Source organism: Pseudomonas sp. GV085, from assembly GCF_003050925.1.
Lineage (GTDB): Bacteria > Pseudomonadota > Gammaproteobacteria > Pseudomonadales > Pseudomonadaceae > Aquipseudomonas.
In genome coordinates this window covers 90,656-109,699 of the sequence record NZ_QAOV01000007.1, presented here as the reverse complement: position 1 = coordinate 109,699, position 19,044 = coordinate 90,656, and the positions used below count along the sequence as shown (strand labels likewise).

Annotated in this window: 15 protein-coding genes and 1 pseudogene; 10 read left to right on the top strand and 6 right to left on the bottom strand. The window is 56.5% G+C overall.

Annotated features, from left to right (window positions below):
* Positions 1–49: 49 nt before the first annotated feature.
* The gene (locus C8K63_RS16385) at positions 50–997 is read right to left on the bottom strand and encodes a LysR family transcriptional regulator (RefSeq protein WP_108217672.1); all 948 of its coding nucleotides are present in this window, start codon (positions 995–997) and stop codon (positions 50–52) included.
* Between the two features lie 262 nt (positions 998–1,259).
* On the opposite strand from C8K63_RS16385, the gene lysA reads away from it, so the two are divergent.
* The 5 genes and pseudogenes from lysA to C8K63_RS16360 all read left to right on the top strand — a co-directional run bounded on the left by lysA (position 1,260) and on the right by C8K63_RS16360 (position 7,012).
* Positions 1,260–2,615, top strand: a complete 1,356-nt coding sequence (gene lysA / locus C8K63_RS16380; RefSeq protein WP_108217671.1) for a diaminopimelate decarboxylase — start codon at positions 1,260–1,262, stop codon at positions 2,613–2,615.
* 243 nt (positions 2,616–2,858) lie between these two features.
* Positions 2,859–2,969, top strand: a pseudogene (locus C8K63_RS16375) (serine dehydratase beta chain); the annotation flags it as partial.
* Between the two features lie 11 nt (positions 2,970–2,980).
* Positions 2,981–4,006: a GlxA family transcriptional regulator gene (locus tag C8K63_RS16370; protein WP_108217670.1), complete on the top strand. Its 1,026-nt coding sequence runs from the start codon at positions 2,981–2,983 to the stop codon at positions 4,004–4,006.
* 227 nt (positions 4,007–4,233) lie between these two features.
* Complete coding sequence (locus tag C8K63_RS16365) at positions 4,234–5,445, top strand: M24 family metallopeptidase (protein WP_108217669.1); 1,212 nt, start codon at positions 4,234–4,236, stop codon at positions 5,443–5,445.
* A 226-nt stretch (positions 5,446–5,671) separates the two neighbouring features.
* A complete protein-coding gene (locus C8K63_RS16360) occupies positions 5,672–7,012 on the top strand; it encodes an MFS transporter (protein WP_108217668.1) in 1,341 nt (446 codons plus the stop codon).
* Positions 7,013–7,132: 120 nt separating this feature from the next.
* Here the strand turns inward: C8K63_RS16360 and C8K63_RS16355 are convergent, their stop codons facing one another.
* The 3 genes from C8K63_RS16355 to C8K63_RS16345 form a co-directional block, all read right to left on the bottom strand.
* The gene (locus C8K63_RS16355; RefSeq protein ID WP_108217667.1) at positions 7,133–8,149 is read right to left on the bottom strand and encodes a GlxA family transcriptional regulator; all 1,017 of its coding nucleotides are present in this window, start codon (positions 8,147–8,149) and stop codon (positions 7,133–7,135) included.
* Positions 8,150–8,458: 309 nt separating this feature from the next.
* Positions 8,459–9,853 (bottom strand): GABA permease, encoded by a 1,395-nt coding sequence (gabP, locus tag C8K63_RS16350; RefSeq protein ID WP_108217666.1) that lies wholly within the window; start codon positions 9,851–9,853, stop codon positions 8,459–8,461.
* A gap of 79 nt (positions 9,854–9,932) precedes the next feature.
* Positions 9,933–10,715, bottom strand: a complete 783-nt coding sequence (locus tag C8K63_RS16345; protein ID WP_108217665.1) for a creatininase — start codon at positions 10,713–10,715, stop codon at positions 9,933–9,935.
* A gap of 432 nt (positions 10,716–11,147) precedes the next feature.
* Between C8K63_RS16345 and C8K63_RS16340 the strand changes: the two genes are divergently transcribed.
* From C8K63_RS16340 to C8K63_RS16325, 4 genes are read left to right on the top strand one after another with little or no spacing between them, the layout of a single operon-like run.
* On the top strand, positions 11,148–12,275 hold the full coding sequence (locus tag C8K63_RS16340) for an extracellular solute-binding protein (RefSeq protein ID WP_108217664.1): 1,128 nt from the start codon (positions 11,148–11,150) through the stop codon (positions 12,273–12,275).
* Between the two features lie 23 nt (positions 12,276–12,298).
* Positions 12,299–13,219 (top strand): ABC transporter permease, encoded by a 921-nt coding sequence (locus tag C8K63_RS16335; RefSeq protein WP_108217663.1) that lies wholly within the window; start codon positions 12,299–12,301, stop codon positions 13,217–13,219.
* The gene (locus C8K63_RS16330) at positions 13,216–14,013 is read left to right on the top strand and encodes an ABC transporter permease (RefSeq protein ID WP_108217662.1); all 798 of its coding nucleotides are present in this window, start codon (positions 13,216–13,218) and stop codon (positions 14,011–14,013) included. Before C8K63_RS16335 ends, C8K63_RS16330 begins: the two co-directional genes overlap by 4 nt.
* 39 nt (positions 14,014–14,052) lie before the next feature.
* Positions 14,053–15,141 (top strand): ABC transporter ATP-binding protein, encoded by a 1,089-nt coding sequence (locus C8K63_RS16325; protein WP_108217661.1) that lies wholly within the window; start codon positions 14,053–14,055, stop codon positions 15,139–15,141.
* A gap of 319 nt (positions 15,142–15,460) precedes the next feature.
* Here the strand turns inward: C8K63_RS16325 and C8K63_RS16320 are convergent, their stop codons facing one another.
* Both C8K63_RS16320 and C8K63_RS16315 read right to left on the bottom strand, forming a co-directional pair.
* Positions 15,461–16,651: an acetyl-CoA C-acyltransferase gene (locus C8K63_RS16320; RefSeq protein ID WP_108217660.1), complete on the bottom strand. Its 1,191-nt coding sequence runs from the start codon at positions 16,649–16,651 to the stop codon at positions 15,461–15,463.
* Positions 16,652–16,712: 61 nt separating this feature from the next.
* The gene (locus C8K63_RS16315) at positions 16,713–17,480 is read right to left on the bottom strand and encodes a 3-hydroxyacyl-CoA dehydrogenase (RefSeq protein ID WP_108217659.1); all 768 of its coding nucleotides are present in this window, start codon (positions 17,478–17,480) and stop codon (positions 16,713–16,715) included.
* A gap of 391 nt (positions 17,481–17,871) precedes the next feature.
* Here C8K63_RS16315 and C8K63_RS16310 point away from each other — a divergent pair, with 391 nt between their 5' ends.
* Positions 17,872–18,897 carry an AraC family transcriptional regulator gene (locus C8K63_RS16310; protein ID WP_108217658.1) on the top strand — a complete coding sequence of 342 codons (1,026 nt, stop codon included), beginning with the start codon at positions 17,872–17,874 and terminating at the stop codon, positions 18,895–18,897.
* Positions 18,898–19,044 lie beyond the last annotated feature (147 nt).

The following is a 19,044-nucleotide window of genomic DNA, read 5'->3' as shown; positions in this document are numbered from 1 at the left end:
GCCGCCCCGGTTTTCTCCAAGGCTCGCTTCGATATGACCGGGTGAGTTGTCACTGGTCTGGGTGCGGTCTGTTTGCGCTGTCAGTGATTGATTGGAGCTGACGGGTCAGCACCTGGCAGCAATGCCTCAATGAGCTGATGAAGTTGTCGACCAGCGGCGAATAGGGGCGGTGCTGCGGGCGAACAACACTGACGGTGTACGGAATGGAAAGTGACAGCCCGCGAATTTTCAGCCCAAGTTTGGCGTAGGCCAGTGCTGTGAGCGGGTTGATGATTGCAATGCCGACCCCTAGGGCCACCGTCGCGCAGACTGCCGCTGCGCTGTGCGTTTCAACCACCAACTGTCTGTTGATTCCGAGGCTGTCGAAAAAACTGTCGATCTTGTTGCGATAGGGGTCGTTGGTTGCCAGAGAAATAAAGTGTTCGCCTTCAAAGTCCTCGGGGAACAGGACGGCTTTTTCACACAGTCGGTGGTCGGTGGGCAAGATGCAGACAATGTCCGACGTGAAGATGGTCTCCAGGTCTGTGCCGCGAGGGGCAATAGTGTCCTCGATAAGCCCCAGATCAAAGCGCTGTGAAGAAAGCCACTCGTTGAGCAGGGGAGAGTCCTGGGGAGTGATGCTGACTCCCACGCTGGGGTATTGATCGAGGAAATGTTTACAGACAGTGGGCGCCACGGCCTGGGAGAAAGCAGGCAGGCAAACGATGGTGATCTGCCCGTGCTTGTACTGGCGAATGGCGTCAGCCGCTTTGGCTATCCGCTCAAGGCCAAAATAAGCCCTTTTGACTTCGTCAAAGAGCATCAGCGCTTGTTCGGTCGGGATCAATTTGGCATTGGCGCGTTTGAACAACGTCAACTGGGTCACCGACTCAAGCCTGCCCAGTTCTCGGCTGATTGTCGGCTGTGAGGTGCGCAGCAGGGCTGCGGCGGCTGTCGCGCTACCTGTCGTCATGACCGCCCAGAATATCTCGATATGCCTGAAGTTCAGCGTTGCCATGGCGATCCTTGCCTCGGTGATGGGGAGGGGTTAACCATATCAGATATGAATCGATTATGAGTAAATTGATATTTTTAATCTGAATGTACGTTGCAGATAATAGCCAGCAAGCAAGTTCAGCACTTAAGCAAATGCTCTGGATTATTGGTGCTTATTTGTACGAGAGCGGCAGGTTGAATTGAATTGGCGACGCCTCCCGCATGACTGACATTAAAAAACATGCAATGACTATTTTACTGCCGGGTTTTTCAGAGAGGTTCGAATGGACGGTTTCAGCTACAAACAAGGTGTTCTGCATGCCGAAGGGGTGAACCTGGACAGCCTGGCTGAAAAGTTGGGTACACCCTTGTTTGTTTATTCATTGAGTACCTTGGCGTCGCACTTGCAAAACATGCGTGATGCTTTTTTTCTGATTGACCCGCTGATTTGTTTTTCAGTCAAAAGCTGCAGCAACTTGAGCATCCTGAAGTTTCTGGTGGAGCACGGCGCGGGTCTGGACGTCGTCAGTGGTGGCGAAATCTATCGAGCCCTGCTGGCCGGTGCTCGCCCCGAAACCATTGTATTTGCCGGGGTGGGCAAGTCTGCGCAAGAAATCAAATATGCACTGGAGGCAGGCGTCTATCAGTTCAATGTCGAGTCTGAGGGGGAACTGGCAAGGATCGATGCTATTGCGGGTCAGTGCGGCTGCAGGCCCAGGGTTTCTATTCGGATCAATCCCGACGTTGCTGACCGTGATACCCCACAAAAAACATCTACAGGTGGACGCCAAACCAAATTCGGCATTCCGGTGACGCGTTCGGCGCGGCTTTACGCAAAGGGTTTGTACAGCAACGTCGACGTTGTCGGAATCCATGCGCACATTGGCTCGCCTATCCATGACAGCGCTTCTTACCTGGCTTGCATTGAGGTCATCGAGACGTTGTTGGATGAGGTGGAACAGGCGGGCGGCACAGTCGATACGATCAATATCGGTGGTGGTTTTCCAGCCATATACGAGGCCTCCCATTCCGATAGCATTTCGTTGCAGGAAATGGGCCGCGTCATTTCTCACCGGCTTAAGGGACTCAAGGCGCGCGGCCTGCGGTTCGTGATCGAACCCGGTCGCTCGATCAGCGCCAATGCCGGCGTGCTGTTGACTGGCGTCGAATACATCAAGGATGGCTGGGACCGTCAGATTGTCATTGTCGATGCCGGCATGAACATTTTGCTCAGGCCCACACTGTACGGTGCCCACCATGCCATGTGGCCGATCCGATACGGCCACTTCAACGGACACTGGACGCACGCGACCAATCCTTCGCAACCCTGGCCAGACGGGGCATTGTCGCCGGTGGATGTGGTTGGGCCGATTTGTGAAACAGGGGATTTTTTCGCGTTGTCGCGTCCGCTGCCGACGCTTTCGGAACATGACACCCTGGCCATTTTTTCAGCGGGTGCCTACGCGATGAGCATGGCCAGCCAGTACAACTCGAAAGTTCGTCCGGCTGAAGTGGTGGTCATGGGCGAGCACTATCAAGTCGTGCGCCAGAGAGAGCGCTACGAGGATCTCGTTGCCCGGGAAATGGACGGCATTGAAACAGTCAAGTCTGATGCTGAAAGTTTGAAGCTGGTTAAGTAATACAAGGAATGCGAGCGAAGATCTATCGGATCGATGATGTCTTGCCGTCGATGAGCCGCGTGGTGGAAAAAATTGAGGGTCAGTTCAGGTAAGTTTGTCTGCAAGGCTAGTGCGAGCAACACATCCAGTTCGCCCTTGGTAGTGACGAACACTTAGGAGTCGATATCTGACACGCCTTGATGATTCCTGACGCCGACAATCGGGTGAATTCCTGACACCTTTGATGCGGCGCGGAGATCGACGATGGCTATCAGTGTTTTTGACTTGTTCAAGATGGGTGTCGGCCCCTCCATCTCCCATACCGTCGGCCCGATGCGTGCCGGGGCTTTGTTTGTCGAGTATCTTGACCTGCGGGGGAGTGGAACATGCTGCAATTGACCGAGTCTGGCCGGCCACAACCGCCGATGCTGCGTATTGGTTTCTGGTTGATGGAAGCCTTCGATTTGTATGCCCTTGCCAATGCGCTGGAGCCATTGCGCCAGGCCAATCAGTTGGCGGGGTGCAATGTTTGCCAATGGCAAATGCTTAGCCTGGACGGACAGCAACTGAACGCCAGCAACGGCATCGCAACCGCCACCGCACGACTGGATCAGGCACAAACGTTCGATGTATTAATCCTCTGCGGTGGGGATAACCTGCAACTTCAAACTGAAAATCCAGACTTGCTCCAGCAGCTGAACCACTGGGCGAGGCAACCGATCAGCCTGGGGGCGTTGGGTAAGGCCGGTTGGCTACTGGCGCAGATTGGCGCGCTGGATGGTTTCCGTTGCAGCTTGCCGCAGCCCACCCCAACACTGACTTTTGCTGCTTTGCGCGAGTTGACGCCGGTAGCGGCACCGTTCTGTGTCGATCGCCAACGTCTGACCTGCGTCGGCCCGCAGGCCGTTCAAGGGTTGATGCACGAGCTTCTCGCCCGGACCCACGGTCGTGGTCTGATACTGCGGATGGAAAAACATGCAGCACGCCAGGCCCGGCCGCTACTTCCCTTGCATGACGCCCCGGAAAAACTTCAAGCAACACTGGCATTGATGAACGAGCACTTGCGCCGAACGCTGGGTATCGACGAACTGGCCGACACCATGGGCATTTCCCGGCGACATCTGGAACGGCTGTTCAAGCGCAGTCTGGGTTGTTCGCCGTCCCGACACTACCTGGACTTGCGGCTGCAACAGGCGCGCCAGTTGTTGCGGGCCGGTGAACATTCCTTGTCAGATGTCGCCGGGGAGTGCGGTTTCGTCTCGGTGCAACATTTCTCGCGCTGCTATCGCCAATACTTCGGAGCACACCCTCGCGATCATATGGGCGCGAGCTTGCTCACGAAGGCGCAGAATCAGCGGGTAGCAATGTTGAACGCACCGGCCACATCGCGAGCAAGCACGCTCGCGCACTGACTGCGTTGTCCTTTGCCAATGCCCCCGCCAAGCGGCTTTTACCGCGCTTGCCGGGGGCATTTTTGTTTCTGCCAGGGGGCTCGGCAACCACATTCGCAAACAGCGGGTATGACCAACTACAGGTCGGATTCGCACAAAAAACCTCACCTTGCATCTGTTCGAATGATCTTCAGCGGCTCGCCAGATTGGCGCCTTCTGTTGCTCAAACAATGACAAGGATAAATGACATGCAAATGCCGAAAACCATCCAGATCAAGAACGGCGAAAAAGTGAATCCGACGTTCTCGGCTCAGGAATATGCCAACCGCCAGGCCAAATTGCGGGCTTATCTGGCGCAGAACAATATTGACGCGGCAGTCTTCACGTCTTATCACAACATCAACTACTACAGCGATTTCCTGTACTGCTCCTTCGGGCGTCAGTACGCGCTGGTCGTGACCCAGGACAGCGCCGTGACCATCAGCGCCAACATCGATGGCGGTCAGCCATGGCGCCGTACCGTCGGCACTGAAAACATCGTCTACACCGACTGGCAGCGCGACAACTACTTCGTCGCAATCCAGCAGGCCTTGCCCAAGGCCGGGCGCATCGGCATCGAGTTCGATCATCTGAACTTGCTCAATCGCGATAAACTCGCCAGCCGCTATCCGCAGGCTGAGCTGGTGGATATCGCCGCACCGTGCATGCGTATGCGCATGATCAAGTCCGCCGAAGAACACGCGATCATTCGCCATGGCGCGCGCATCGCGGACATCGGCGGTGCGGCCATCGTCGAAGCCTTGCGTGATCAGGTGCCAGAATACGAAGTTGCCCTGCATGCCACTCAGGCGATGGTGCGTGAAATCGCTCGCACTTTCCCGGATTCCGAACTGATGGACACCTGGACCTGGTTCCAGTCCGGTATCAACACCGATGGTGCGCATAACCCGGTCACGTCGCGCAAGGTCAACAAGGGTGACATCCTCAGCCTTAACTGCTTCCCGATGATTGCCGGTTACTACACCGCACTGGAACGTACCTTGTTCCTGGACCACTGCTCCGATGAGCATCTGCGCTTATGGGAAGTTAACGTCAAAGTGCACGAGGCGGGTCTGAAGCTGATCAAGCCAGGCATGCGCTGCTGCGATATCGCGCTGCAACTGAACGAGATTTTCCTGGAACACGATCTGCTGCAATACCGCACCTTCGGCTACGGCCACTCCTTCGGTACGCTGAGCCATTACTACGGGCGCGAAGCCGGGCTGGAATTGCGCGAAGACATCGACACGGTGCTGGAGCCAGGGATGGTGGTGTCCATCGAACCGATGATCATGCTGCCCGAGGGCCTTCCGGGTGCCGGCGGGTATCGTGAACACGACATCCTGATTGTCAACGAACAGGGTGGGGAAAACATCACCAAGTTCCCGTATGGCCCGGAACACAACATCATCAAGAAGTAAGATCCCGCGCCGCACAGTGAACCTGTGCGGCGTTTTGCTTTGACGAGTGGCGAAAAATCTTCCCGGTGGCTGAGATAAACCGGAACAAAACAATGCATGCGCACTAAATAGCGCGCAGCATTTACCGAGCCTTGACCCTGCCAAGTAAAACAATAGAGGGTTTTGTCATGTTCTACGCCTCGACTCTTCGTTTCGATCACCACACCTCTGACACCGGAGGTGCCCAATGAGCACCCAAAGCGCAAGCCTGACGCCGACCCTGGCGCAGAAACTTGAACAGACCGCCGAGCGCAAGGCCCTGCGGCGCGCGGCCAGTGCCAGCTTCATGGGCAATTTCGTCGAGTGGTTCGACTATGCGGCCTACGGCTACCTGGCAACCGTCATCGCGCTCACGTTTTTTCCGCAAACCGACAAGACGACCGCGCTACTGGCGACGTTCGCCGTGTTTGCGCTGTCGTTTATCGTCCGCCCGCTGGGGGGACTGGTCTGGGGCCACTTCGGTGACAAATACGGGCGGCGTAGTGCGCTGTCCTGGTCGATTCTGATCATGTCGATCTCGACCTTTTGCATCGGCATCCTGCCGACCTACAACCATATCGGCCTGTGGGCACCGGCCTTGCTGTTGCTGATTCGCTTGTTCCAGGGCTTTTCCGCTTCAGGTGAATACGCCGGGGCCTCGGCCTTTCTCGCCGAGTATGCGCCCGAGGGTAAACGCGGTTTGTACACCAGCATTGTCCCGGCGAGTACGGCGGCAGGTTTGCTCTTCGGCGCGGTCTTTGTCGCCGGCCTGCATGCGTGGATGAGTGTCGAGGATCTGCACAGCTGGGGCTGGCGTTTACCCTTTCTGCTGGCAGCGCCATTTGGGCTCGTGGGGCGTTACATCCGCATGAGTCTGCAAGACACGCCCAAGTTCCTGGAGATGGAAAAACGCCTTGAAGCAAAGGAATGCGCAACCCACGCTCCGGTTCGCGAATTGCTGACCGTGCACCGACGCAGTGTGATGATCGGGATCGGCGCGACCTGCCTGAATGCGGTGGCGTTCTACTTGTTGCTCAGCTACATGCCGACCTACCTGTCCACCGAAATGGGCATGAGCGAAAGTGATTCGTTCCTGGCATCCACGGTATCGCTGGCGACTTACATCGGGCTGATCTTTCTGATGGGCAAACTGTCGGATCGGTTCGGACGCAAAACCATGCTGCTGAGCGCTTCAATATTGTTCCTGGCGCTGACATTTCCTCTGTTCGGGATGTTGGAGAATCAGCCGCTGATGGTGATTCTGATGATCCAGATTGCTTTCGGCGCGATCCTGGCGATGAACGACGGCACCTTGCCGTGCTTCCTCGCCGAGATATTTCCCACCCGCGTCCGCTTCAGTGGTTTTGCCTTCAGTTTCAACATCGCCAACGCGGTGTTTGGTGGCACCGCGCCGTTTATCGCGACCTGGCTGATTCAACTGACCGGCAACAAAATGGCCCCGGCCTGGTATCTGCTGGCGGCAGCGGCGGTGGCATTGATTGCCATGCTGGCGAGCCGGGAAACGGCGCATAAGGCGTTGCAGGACTGATCTCCATCCGGTGATTTCATAGATGCCTTCGCGAGCGGGCTCGCTCCCACATTGAACCGCGTCCGCCTGGACAACACGGTCAACCGTGGGAGCGAGCCCGCTCGCGATGAGGTCATTCAATCAATGCACCGCCGCTACCTGCTTGCGCTCACCCATCGGCGATACGCCAAAGAAACGGCTGTAGCATTTGGAGAAATGCGCAGGCGAAACGAAGCCGCAGGCGAGGGCGATATCACGTACCTGCGATTCGCTGCGCAGCAATAATTGACGTGCCCGTGCAAGACGCAATTCAAGGTAATACTGACTCGGCGTGCGCTGCAGATGCTTGTGAAACAGGCGTTCGAGCTGGCGCACCGACACCTCGTTCAACCGCGCGAGTTCCTCAAGGCCCACCGGCTCCTCGAGATTGGCTTCCATGATCGCCACCATCTGGCTGAGCTTGGGCTGCGAGGTGCCCAGCTTTTGCCGCAATGGCACACGCTGTTGTTCCTGTGCATTGCGTACCCGATCACACAACAACAACTCGGCCGCATGGGCTGCGATATCGCGACCACCCGGTTCGCGGGCGATCAACTGCAGGGTCATGTCCATGGAGGCCACGCCACCGGAGCAGGTGTAGCGATCACGGTCCAGCTCGAACAACTGGTTGGAAATGATGATCCCCGGAAAACGCTCTTTCAGTGCTTCGATGTCTTCCCAGTGAATCGTGCAGCGATAGCCCTTGAGCAGATCGGCGCGCGCCAACAAGTGGCTGCCGGTGCAGATCCCACCCAGTGGTACCTGATCATGCGCCAGCTTGCGTAGCCAATTGAGTAGTGGTCGGCTGCCGTGATTGGAGACGATCGGGTTTGATCCGACAACGAACAGCATGTCGAGTCTGGGTGCATCGGTGATGGTATGGTCAGGCAGGATGCGCATGCCGTTGCTGGCTGTCACCGGATCCAGGCTGGCGGCGATGATTATCGTGCGGAACATCGGTTTGCGCGCGGCCAGGTTGGCCATGCGCAGTGTTTCCACGGCGGAGGCGAAGCCGATGGTGGTGAAGTTGGGGATGACCAGGAAACCCACGGTTTTCACCGGTCGTTGTTCATTCGCCGAACGTCCTGCGGCGGGTTTCACCACCTGGAGTTTCGCCATTATTACCGCTCCTCAACTGCATCAGTGACATGCGCCGCGGCAAGCTGCCGATACGGGCAACATCATCTCGTTTTTGTGATTGTAAGCCCTGTTTACAGGCTTCAGGATTTTACTGTGTGTGTCCGGTCAATGGACCGTGACGAAAGGAATACGCACGCAAGATGTCATGAGTCTCGATTGGCCGAAGGGGGGCGTAGAAAACGTGGGGAGTCAGGCATGAGTGATCAACAAAAAAACCGGCCAGCTCCGTGGTGGAGAGCGGCCGGAAAGAGGTGAATGAGGATGAGTGTTGCTATCGTGGATAGCGCTTCAAGCGTTTTCGGTTCGTGCGATGTCGACGGCTTGCACTGTCTTCCTCCTGGAGTTGAAGATTGCGCCCATACAGACGATGGACAGTGTCAGCGCACCTGTCGCTACAACTTCCATGCGATGCTGCGGCAAGATCAGCATGACCACCAGGATGCTCAAGATGCAGGCAATGACCAGGTAGCTGAGCCAGGGGAAAAACCACATCTTGAACGCGATCGGTTGCCCCGAAGCATTCATCTTCTTGCGCAGTACCAGTTGCGAAACAGCGATGACCAGATAGACCAGCAGCGCAACGGCACCGGAGCTGGCCAGGAGGAAGGAGAAGACTTCGTTGGGTGCAAAGTAATTGAGCGCCGTGGTCAGAAAACCGACCGCGGTGCTGGCCAGCACCGCGATATAAGGCACCCCTGAAGTCGACGTCTTCTGCAGTACTCGAGGACCATCACCGCGTTTGCTCAGGGAGTAGACCATGCGTGACGCGGTATAGATGGCTGAGTTGAGGCAGCTGGCGACAGCAATCAGCACGACGATATCGACGATCATTTTCGCGTGTGGAATGTTCATCAACTCGAGCGCCCTCTGATAAGAGCCGACTTCCATGAGCATGGGGTCGTTCCAGGGGACGATGGAGATGATGAGGAATACCGAGACGATATAGAAAATCCCCATTCGCCAGACGACGGAGTTGGTCGCGCGGGTGATCTGTTTGGCGGGGTTTTGCGATTCGGCAGCGGCAATGGTGACGATTTCCGTGCCCATGAAGCTGAACACGGTGGTGAGCATCGCGCCGATGACGGCGGTCATGCCATTGGGCATGAAACCTCCGAACTCATGACTTAGTTGAACGACTCCACTCACCGTCGTATCCGGTAATCCGCCCACCAGGGCAAGCGCGCCAAGCGCGATAAACCCCAGAACCGCGATGACTTTGAGCATGGCGAACCAGAACTCGAACTCCCCGTACCGGGCGACACTGAACAGGTTGGTCAATGTCAGCAGGCCGGTGACCGCTATGGCGAACTCCCAGGTCTGAATGGCGGGAAACCAGGCGTGCAGGATGGCGGCAGCGGCGATGGCTTCAATCGGAATGACCAGTACCCAGAACCACCAGTACAGCCAGCCGATGGTGAAGCCGGCGCTGCGTCCCATCGCCCGCTCGGCGTAGGTCGAAAACGATCCTGTATCGGGCGACGCTACGGCCATCTCTCCCAGCATGCGCATCACCAGCACGACCAGGGTGCCGGAAAAAATGTACGCCAGGATGGCGGCCGGCCCCGCCGAGGCGATGGCGTGTCCTGAACCGATGAACAGGCCGGCGCCAATGGCACCGGCAATGGAAAGCATGGTGACGTGACGCTGCTTGAGGCCTGGGGCCAAGGTTGAGCTGCTGGACATGAGACTTACCCTTTTTATTTTATTTGGGGAGGGTGAAGCAATAACCGTGAGTACTCGTTTGGGCACGTCCGTGTGTTCTTCAGGTGTCCAGATCAAAAGCCTCGCGCACAGCGGCGCTGATGCCAGAGACACAGACTTCGAGAATCAGCTCGCCTTTCTCGCGACTGGAACCTTTAGGGGATGACAGTGTTCCGCAGGCCGGCGTGCGCTCGGCAATGATGGGAAAGACGTCGTAAGGCGGGAAGGTCGCGGGAGGATGATCAACCGCACGACTCAGATCGACCTTGTCGGGGTGCAGGGCCAGCATCAAAGAGGTTTCGAAAATACCGCCATGCTCGATATCCCAGCCGAGAAATCCCTCGGGATATAACTTTTCGATGACGGCAGGGTCGTTGACGAAGTCCCAATAGGACAGCACGACGACCTTGAAGTCACTGATGCCACCGTAGCGAAGTTCCCGAAGGGCAAGGTCTATGCCCTCGACAATGAACATCGAGTTTTCAAAGTGCCCGTTCATCATCACCAGTTTGCGTGCGCCATGGCGGGCAAGTTCTCTGATGATGTCCTGCACGGTATGGGTCAGCGTGGCGCCATCGAGGCTGGTTGTTCCCGGGAAGTGGTTGCCGCCGCCTGATTTCTGCTGAGACTTGTAGCCATAGGCAAGGGCAGGCAAGACCAGGCCGCTGACATTCTGCGCTACCGCCTTGCATATCGCGGTAGGCAGCAGCACATCGACTTCCATGCACATGTGATGTCCATGCTGTTCCAGTGCACCCACGGGCAGAAAGATCGGGCTGCCGGCAGCGACCTTCTCTGCATACGCAGGCCAGGTGAGTTCCCCAATAACGACACTGTTGTTCATCTGCACACCCTCTGAAAGTGTTTGACCGTTGGTGATTTTCAACCGGTGGTTGGGGGCGTTTGCCTATCGTCTGACCGACCTTCCAGATTGCAGGAATCGAAGGCGGCGCATGGATCAATTCGATCAGAGGGGGAGGGTGCAGAATTGTCTAAATCCGACCCGTAAATGACAAAACACCCTCTGATTTGTCATTTCTGTCCGGTTATCGGATTGGGGCTCGTCGCTTTTACGTGAGAAGGGGCATGAGTCGGATCTGACAAAGTCCAGGTCGAGCGCGCACAAAAACGGGTGATGGCGACCTGCTGCAATGCATCCAGCCGGCGAATGATGCTGTGGTTGGCAGCGATAGCAGGCAGCAGGCAAGAGCAAAAGGATGAGACGGACAGGAGCGCTTTTCACCTGAGCCACTTTCCATCACCAGGCGAGACAATAATGAAAAATCGCATCGACCTTTCACGCCGTACATTCCTCAAGACCTCCAGCATCCTGGCAGGCACCGCAGCGCTTTCTGGTTTGCTGCCCTTGAGAAGCTTCGCCGCAGCGGAAAAAGAACTGGTCATACTCGCATGGGCCGGACACGCAGAGCCGGACATCGTCGCTGATTTCGAGCGCCAATATGGGGTCAAGGTCCGGGCCAAGTACTACACCGGCGGCGACAACATGCTGGGGTTGATCTCACAGTCCCCGCCCGGCACTTTCGACCTGATCCTGTCCGACGCCGAATACGTCCAGCAACTCAATGCCGCCGAGTACATCGAGCAACTTGACCCCGCTGACTACCCCTTCGATGACTTCTACCCGGAGTTCCAGCATTTTCCCGGCCACTGGCAGGGGGACAAGCTCTACTCGGTCCTGATTCGCTTTGGCTTCCTCGGCATCGCCTACAACACCCGACTCGTTCCCGAAACCAAGGTGCACAGCTATGACGTGTTCTGGGACGAAAGCCTCAAGGGCAAGGTTGGACACTTCGACTGGCACCTGCCGAATCTCGGACAGATCAGCTTGATGAATGGCAACGCGCGCCCGTACGACATCGATACCGCGCACTGGCAAACGGTGCAGCAGAAGATGATGAGCTTGCGTGCGCAAATCGGTGGCTTCTTCGATTACGGCGGAACCTTTTCTTCTCTGAAGAATGGTCAGATCCATGCCATGTGCGGCATCGGCGACTGGATCACCGGTGTCTTGCAACGTGCCGGCGCACCGGTGAAAACCGTATTGCCCAAGGAGGGCGGGTTGCAATGGACGGAGTCTTACTGCATCGCTAAAAAAGCACACAGCCCGGAGCTGGCGAAGAAGTTCATCCAATACATCACCTCACCTGAAGGCCAGGTCAAGTCGGCGAAGATGGCCGCTTATCCCGCGCTGATCCCGAGCAAAAAGGGCTGGGAACTGCTGAACCAGACCGATCTCGCCGAGGCGAAGCGCCAAGGCATGCTGCTCGGTCAGCGCAACGTCATGGATGACATCCGCGATGGTCGTATCAAGTACCGCGAACTCCCGGTCCGGCAGAGTCTGGATGAGTGGAATGACTTCTGGTCGCAATACAAGGGTGCTTGACGAGACGAGTGGAGGTGGTCGCTATGATTTCAGACAAATTGAAGGCTTCGCCGTCGGTACTCTCCGGTAATGCCGGTGCCCGAACAGAGCGCCGTTCAAGGAGGGTGTGGCGCTTGCCCTGGTTTGGCCTCTGTTTCTCGATGCCTATCCTGATCTGGCAATTGATGTTCTTCGTATTCCCGCTGGCGTTTCTGGTGGCCATCAGCTTTTGGCTTGTACGTAACTTCCGGATGGTGCCGACGTTCGAATGGCTCAACTGGAGCTATATGCTCAGTCGCGCCTTTTTTTGGGACGCCTACGTCCATACACTCGCCATGGCGGCAGGTGCCACTGTGCTGGTCAGCCTGGTGGCCTTTCCCTGCGCTTATGCAATCGCCTTCAAGTTTCGCGAGTCGGCAAAGCAGCTGCTGGTGTTGCTGCTGGTCACTCCGTTCTTCACCAGCTACCTGGTGCGCACTTATTCATGGCAGGTGTTCCTCAGCGATAACGGCATCTTCAATGCCGCGCTTGGTCTGCTTGGGATAGAGCCGTTTGCCATGTTGAATTCGGCGTTCGGTACTTATGTCGGTTATTTCACGCTGTGCCTGCCATTGGTGGTTTTGCTGCAACTGTTCAGCTTGATGTACATCGATCGTTCGTTGATCGAGGCCGCGCACAACCTCGGCTGCGGACGATTGCGAACGGTGCTGCTGGTGGTGGTGCCGTCGGCGCGGATCGGCATTGTCGTCGCGGCACTGTTTTGTTTCATCCTGAGCTTCGGCGACTTTGTCAGCCCGCTCTACCTGGGCGGTGGTCAGCCGCCGACCTTGAGTACGCTGATCACTGACACCACCAAGTCGGGCCAGCAATGGCCACGCGCGGCGGTGATCGCAACGATGATGATTGTGACGTTGCTCATCGCGGCTTTTGGTGCGGTTCGCTTCGCTTACCGGAGGCGCACATGAACGAGCATCGGTTGATTAACTTCTTGCTGCGCAGCTTTGTCGTACTGGTGTTCCTCTTCATTTTTATGCCGATTGCCGGCAGCTTCGTGTTCTCGTTCAACATTGACCGTTTCCCTTCCTTGCCACTGGGCGGTTTCAGTTTGCACTGGTACGAACTGATCGCCAGCGATCCGGCGGTCTGGCAGGCATTCAGGAACAGCCTGACGGTGGGTGTGGTCGTGTCGCTGGTATCAACCCTGCTTGGGTTTACGGCGGCTTACACAGACTTCCGTTACCCGTTCTTCGGCAAGTCAATCTACATGGCGCTCGCGCTACTGCCGCCCACCATTCCGGTGGTGATCATGGGGCTGGCGATGCTGGCTTTCCTGTCGCGGGTCGGGCTTTCCGGCGAGATCTACGCGGTGATGATCAGCCATATCGTGATGTGCGCTCCGTTCGCAATGGCGGTCATCAGGATGCGCCTGGCGCAGATGGATCCGAACATTGAGGCGGCGGCCTGGAACCTGGGAGCCAACCAGTGGAAGGCCATGCGTCATGTGATCCTGCCATTCACGGCGCCGAGCATTTTCGCCGCGCTGTTCGTGACCATGGCCGTTTCCTTCGATGAGTTCGCTGTCGCCTGGTTCGTGTCGGGGCTTAACGAAACGGTGCCTGTGCGCATCCTCAATACGCTGCAAGGGCAGGTGAGCCCGACCATCAACGCGATCGGCACCATCGTCTTTATCACGACCATGACCCTGGTGATCCTCGCGCAACTGCTGTTGATGCGGCGGCGTAAGCCCGCCAGTGCCTGATACCACCCTGACAATCATCCGAACACGAAGGATTCAGCCATGACTCAACCGTTGGTGGTATTCGACAACGTGGTTAAACATTTCGGTAGCTATCAGGCTGTCGAGCGTATGAACCTGGAGATTTACAAAGGTGAGTTCGTCGCGATCATGGGGTCGAGCGGCTGCGGTAAAACCACAACGCTGCGCATGCTCGCAGGGCTGGATAAACCCAGTGAAGGCGAAATTCGTCTTAACGGTGAGCGCATCAATGATCTCTACTCCTGGGAACGGGAGACGCCGTTGGTTTGGCAAAACCTGGCACTGTTCCCGTTTCTTGACGTGCTGGAGAATGTCGAGTTCGGTCTGCGAATGAGAGGGATGGCCAAGGCTGAGCGACGCAAGAAGGCGCTACTGTGGCTTGAGCGGCTCGGATTGGAGGAGTTCGCCACTCGCGATATAAGCCTGCTCTCCGGTGGCCAGCGGCAACGCGTGGCGTTGGCGCGCTCGTTGGTCACCGAACCGCCGATCCTGCTGCTCGACGAGCCCCTGAGCGCCCTGGATGCTCATCTGAGTGTGCGCATGCAAGGCGTGCTGACTGGACTGCAGAAGGACCTGGGTATCACCTTTGTCTACGTCACTCACAGTCAATCCGAAGCCTTTGCAATGGCCGATCGTGTAGTGATCATGAGTCGAGGCCGGGTCGAACAGATCGGCTCGCCGCAGGAAGTTTTCCTTGAGCCTCACAACCGCTTCGTTGCCGAGTTCGTTGGCGGTAAAAACATTCTTAACTGTATTGTCGTTGGCTTCGACGATAGCGGGTTGGTTTGCCTCGATTCGCAGCATGGTGGATTCCTGGCGCGGCTGCCTGAGGGTAAAACGGTTGTTCCCGCTGAGCGCGTTACAGTCTGCGTAAGCGCCGAGCATATCGACCTGACCGCGCAGCCTATGCGACGCAACCGGCTGAACTGCACCGTGGTCGGTGAAGAGTTCATCGGCTCGATGGTCAACATCTATCTCGAAGCCAGCGGCGGGCTTGAGTTACAGGTGCAGAAACGGCATGCCGATTACAACTTGCTTGGCGTGCACTGCGGGCAAAAAATCTTCGCCGAGTGGGATGGCGCGGATGCGCTGATTCTGCGTGGGGGCTGACCTGGTGAAAATCAGAGCCTGCCTAGCGGCAGGCCGTTACCGGCCCGCACACAAAAAATCTGACAGTCCCCAGTTCTTTCTCTGCCACGGTATCTCCTGGATTCTGCAGCGTTAAACTCGCAACACCGACGCTCAAAACCTGGCTGCGCGATTCTCCACAAATGCTCGCATCCCTTCTTTCTGGCCAGGCGTTGTGTTGACCGTATTCAGCGCGTGATCAAGCCAACCCCTTTCGGGGCCGGTAGTTCACAGACAAATCCTTTGCGCAAAAAATTTCCGAGGCGCAGCGAGAGACTTATTGCAGCCAGTCAACGCTCCTCTATGAGAGGAGTTCGATAGCAATCGCGGTCGACTCGCCGCCACCAATGCACACAGAGGCGATGCCACGCTTTAGCGTGTTCTGCCTCAAGGCATTTATCAACGTAACAACAACACGCGCGCCTGACGCGCCAATCGGGTGCCCCAAAGCGCATGCCCCACCGTGGACATTTAACTGCTCATGTCCGACGTTCAAGTCTCGGATAACAACCATGGGAACCACGGCAAAGGCCTCATTGATCTCAAAGAGATCAACATCCTGCATTGACCAGTTGGTTCGCTCCAGCAAGCGTTTAATCGCACCGACCGGAGCGCAGGCAAAGAGGCCGGGAGCGTGCGCGTAGGATGCATGACCTGCTATCCGGGCCAACGGTGTAAGGCCTCTACGCTCGGCTTCAGACAAGCGCATCAGCACGAGGGCAGCCGAGCCATCCGAGATAGAACTGGAGTTCGCCGCAGTCACCGTCCCGCCTTCGCGAAACGCAGGTTTCAACGTAGGAATTTTGTCGATCCGGGCCTTACCCGGCTGTTCATCGCTTTCGATCGAAACCGTCTCACGGCCAGACGAAGCCTGCACAGGGACAATCTCGTCCTGGAAACGCCCTTCGGTGATTGCCTTCTGAGCTCGGGTCAACGAGCTGATCGCAAACTCATCCTGCTGGCCTCGAGTGAATCCATAACTCTGAGCACAGTCTTCGGCGTATGTGCCCATGAGCCGGCCTTTCTCGTAGGCATCTTCCAACCCATCGAGAAACATATGATCAATGATCTTGCTGTGGCCCATTCGATAGCCTGAGCGAGCTCGCTCCAACAGGTAGGGAGCGTTTGACATGCTTTCCATACCTCCGGCAACCACCACCTCCGCGCTCCCGGCATGGAGAAGGTCGTGGCCGAACATCAGCGCTTTCATGCCAGAGCCGCACATCTTGTTGACTGTTGAGCACACCACTTGCTCCGCAAGATTCGCCAACAGGGCAGCTTGGCGAGCCGGAGCCTGGCCTTGCCCAGCTTGTAGCACGCATCCCATGATGACCTCGCCAATGTCACTGGGCTGCAGGCTGGCTCGTTCCACGGCGGCACGAATTGCAACCGCACCCAGCTGCGCAGCGGTGACTTCCTTGAAGTTCCCAAGAAAGCCTCCTAACGGAGTTCGGACAGCACTGACAATGACGATAGGGTCGGTATGGCTCATAACTGAATCCTCTGTTTCATGTTGGGGGGGCTTGTGCCCGATCACAGACTTTTAGCTCGATCTATTTAGCGGCCATTCTCAAAGCACCATCCAAACGAATCACCTCACCATTGAGCATGGAGTTTTCGATGATGTGCGCTGCCAGCGCTGCGTACTCGGAAGGCCGTCCCAGCCGTGGAGGGAACGGCACATTGGCTGCCAATGATGCCTGCACGTCCCGAGGCATTCCCGCCATCATCGGGGTCTCGAATATTCCGGGTGCAATGCACATGACACGGATGCCTGAACGAGCCAGGTCGCGAGCCAATGGCAATGTCATGGCAGCAACTCCACCTTTGGACGCGGCGTAAGCGGCTTGGCCCGTCTGACCGTCAAAAGCTGCGACAGAGGCCGTATTTATGACTACGCCGCGCTCACCTTCTTCATCGGGCTCTCCTCCCGCCATAGCTTCAGCAGCAAGGCGAACCATGTTGAAGCTACCGATCAAATTGATTTCGATAGTTCGGCGAAAACTCTCAAGCCCATGTGCGCCATTACGGCCTAAAACCCGTTCGGCTGGCGCAATACCCGCGCAGTTGATCACCCCTTGCAACGCGCCAAAGACGCCTACTGCAGAGGCAATGGCTGTACGGCAATCACTTTCACAGGTGATGTCTGCTCGCACGAAAATCGCACGTTTTCCTAGCTCGTCAGCGCGAGCTACACCAGCGGCTTCGTTCACATCGACCAGCACCACGTTTGCACCTCGGCCCACCAACTCACGCGCCGAAGCCAGCCCGAGTCCAGAACCTGCGCCAGTAATCAGGAAGACTGAGTTTTCGATGCGCATGATGTTTCCTCACAATTTGGCAGTGCCGCATACGCGGTTATTTGACATGTAAAAGGCCCAACGGCCAGATCGGTTCCGGCCGCCGGTTTACTTCAGGTGTAAGCCGCGCTGGAGATTCTTGGACGGATATTGTCGGTGATCAGTGGCCTCGACAATGCTCAAACGCCTCAGCTTGGTTGAATGCTTTGGATAATCGAGGCCAGGCATCGAGGGCCAGGAGGAGGGGTTGCAAAAGCGTTCCCTGATAACAAAACCTTCGGGTTGACATGCGATGCTGTGAAGCCGGAACGTAGATAAACAATTCAGGCTCGTCAGGTTGCTCAAAGCAGACCTGCCGTAGAGATTTGAAGATCAGCATCAAGTCAGATATCAACTGCGCAGAGGAATAAGCATGCTCATCCAGGACAAGGGAACTACTTCGATTGGATTGGTGCACGAAGCCCTCGATGGCGCATTGCGACGCCAACTGGACACATCCATCGCATTGCAGCAAGCACGTATAGATCCGGAGCTCCTCACTTCTCCCCAGGCCAGGGTTTCGGCTGCTGCATTTTCTCGCCTATGGGTCGCTCTTTCAGATCTACTCGACGATGAGTTTTTCGGAATCGATAGCCATCCAATGCGACGAGGTAGCTTCCGATTGATGTGCCAGGCTTCGATTGACTGCGAGTCGTTAGAGCAAGCGTTGCGGCGGATTCTGAAATTTCTACGCCTTGTGTTGGACGACATTCACGGTGAGCTGAGGCTTGAAGATGACTCCGCCGTCATCGTTATCCATGACAAAGGAATTGAGCGTCGCCTCTTTAGCTACGGAACATGGCTGATCCTGGTACATGGATTGCTTTGCTGGCTGGGTAACAGGCGCATTCCGATAAAGGAACTCTGCTTCAGACCGAATCGACCGCTCGACGATAGCGACTATCGGATGCGCTTTTGTGAAGAAATTCAGTTTGGCGCTCCCGTTACGATGATGCGTTTTGACCGTATTTTTCTAAGCCTCAAGGTCGTGCAAAACAAGGCGAGCCTATCGACGTTCTTGAAAGAGTCGCCTGCTAGTCTGCTGGTAAAATACCGTAATGAGGACAGCATCAGCGCCCAGATCCGAATGAGATTGAGATGCCTGGATCCGGAGGAATGGCCAGAGCTAGATAAGGTGGCAAAAGTGCTCGGCATGTCATATTCGACGCTTCAGCGAAGGCTCCAAGCCGAGGGGGTTAGCTATCAGCGTTTGAAAGACAATCTGCGCCGCGACATGGCGATCAACCTGCTGTGCCAGCCAAATATGACAGTCACCGAAGTAGCTGCGCTCACAGGCTTCCAGGAAAGCAGTGCCTTTCACCGCGCCTTCAAGAAGTGGACGGGAGTGAGCCCTGGCGCTTATCGCCGCTCCAATGCGCAAGATCCGGGCGAAAGCTAAAAGCCTTACTTGCGGAACAAGAGCACTACTTCCCCCGCCAGATTTCGTACTGAGATCTGCAACCCGTTGCACCCGCCAAAATGCCGATGGACAGCTCTTCCCCAAGATCACACTGGTGGTTTCTGGCCAGCTATGGGTGTCCAAATC

What these genes read in the sequence shown, in the direction of transcription:
- C8K63_RS16385 (WP_108217672.1), bottom strand. Translation starts at nt 997, where the DNA reads ATGGCAACGCTGAACTTCAGGCATATCGAGATATTCTGGGCGGTCATG.
- lysA (WP_108217671.1), top strand. Translation starts at nt 1,260, where the DNA reads ATGGACGGTTTCAGCTACAAACAAGGTGTTCTGCATGCCGAAGGGGTG.
- C8K63_RS16370 (WP_108217670.1), top strand. Translation starts at nt 2,981, where the DNA reads ATGCTGCAATTGACCGAGTCTGGCCGGCCACAACCGCCGATGCTGCGT.
- C8K63_RS16365 (WP_108217669.1), top strand. Translation starts at nt 4,234, where the DNA reads ATGCAAATGCCGAAAACCATCCAGATCAAGAACGGCGAAAAAGTGAAT.
- C8K63_RS16360 (WP_108217668.1), top strand. Translation starts at nt 5,672, where the DNA reads ATGAGCACCCAAAGCGCAAGCCTGACGCCGACCCTGGCGCAGAAACTT.
- C8K63_RS16355 (WP_108217667.1), bottom strand. Translation starts at nt 8,149, where the DNA reads ATGGCGAAACTCCAGGTGGTGAAACCCGCCGCAGGACGTTCGGCGAAT.
- gabP (WP_108217666.1), bottom strand. Translation starts at nt 9,853, where the DNA reads ATGTCCAGCAGCTCAACCTTGGCCCCAGGCCTCAAGCAGCGTCACGTC.
- C8K63_RS16345 (WP_108217665.1), bottom strand. Translation starts at nt 10,715, where the DNA reads ATGAACAACAGTGTCGTTATTGGGGAACTCACCTGGCCTGCGTATGCA.
- C8K63_RS16340 (WP_108217664.1), top strand. Translation starts at nt 11,148, where the DNA reads ATGAAAAATCGCATCGACCTTTCACGCCGTACATTCCTCAAGACCTCC.
- C8K63_RS16335 (WP_108217663.1), top strand. Translation starts at nt 12,299, where the DNA reads ATGATTTCAGACAAATTGAAGGCTTCGCCGTCGGTACTCTCCGGTAAT.
- C8K63_RS16330 (WP_108217662.1), top strand. Translation starts at nt 13,216, where the DNA reads ATGAACGAGCATCGGTTGATTAACTTCTTGCTGCGCAGCTTTGTCGTA.
- C8K63_RS16325 (WP_108217661.1), top strand. Translation starts at nt 14,053, where the DNA reads ATGACTCAACCGTTGGTGGTATTCGACAACGTGGTTAAACATTTCGGT.
- C8K63_RS16320 (WP_108217660.1), bottom strand. Translation starts at nt 16,651, where the DNA reads ATGAGCCATACCGACCCTATCGTCATTGTCAGTGCTGTCCGAACTCCG.
- C8K63_RS16315 (WP_108217659.1), bottom strand. Translation starts at nt 17,480, where the DNA reads ATGCGCATCGAAAACTCAGTCTTCCTGATTACTGGCGCAGGTTCTGGA.
- C8K63_RS16310 (WP_108217658.1), top strand. Translation starts at nt 17,872, where the DNA reads ATGCTCATCCAGGACAAGGGAACTACTTCGATTGGATTGGTGCACGAA.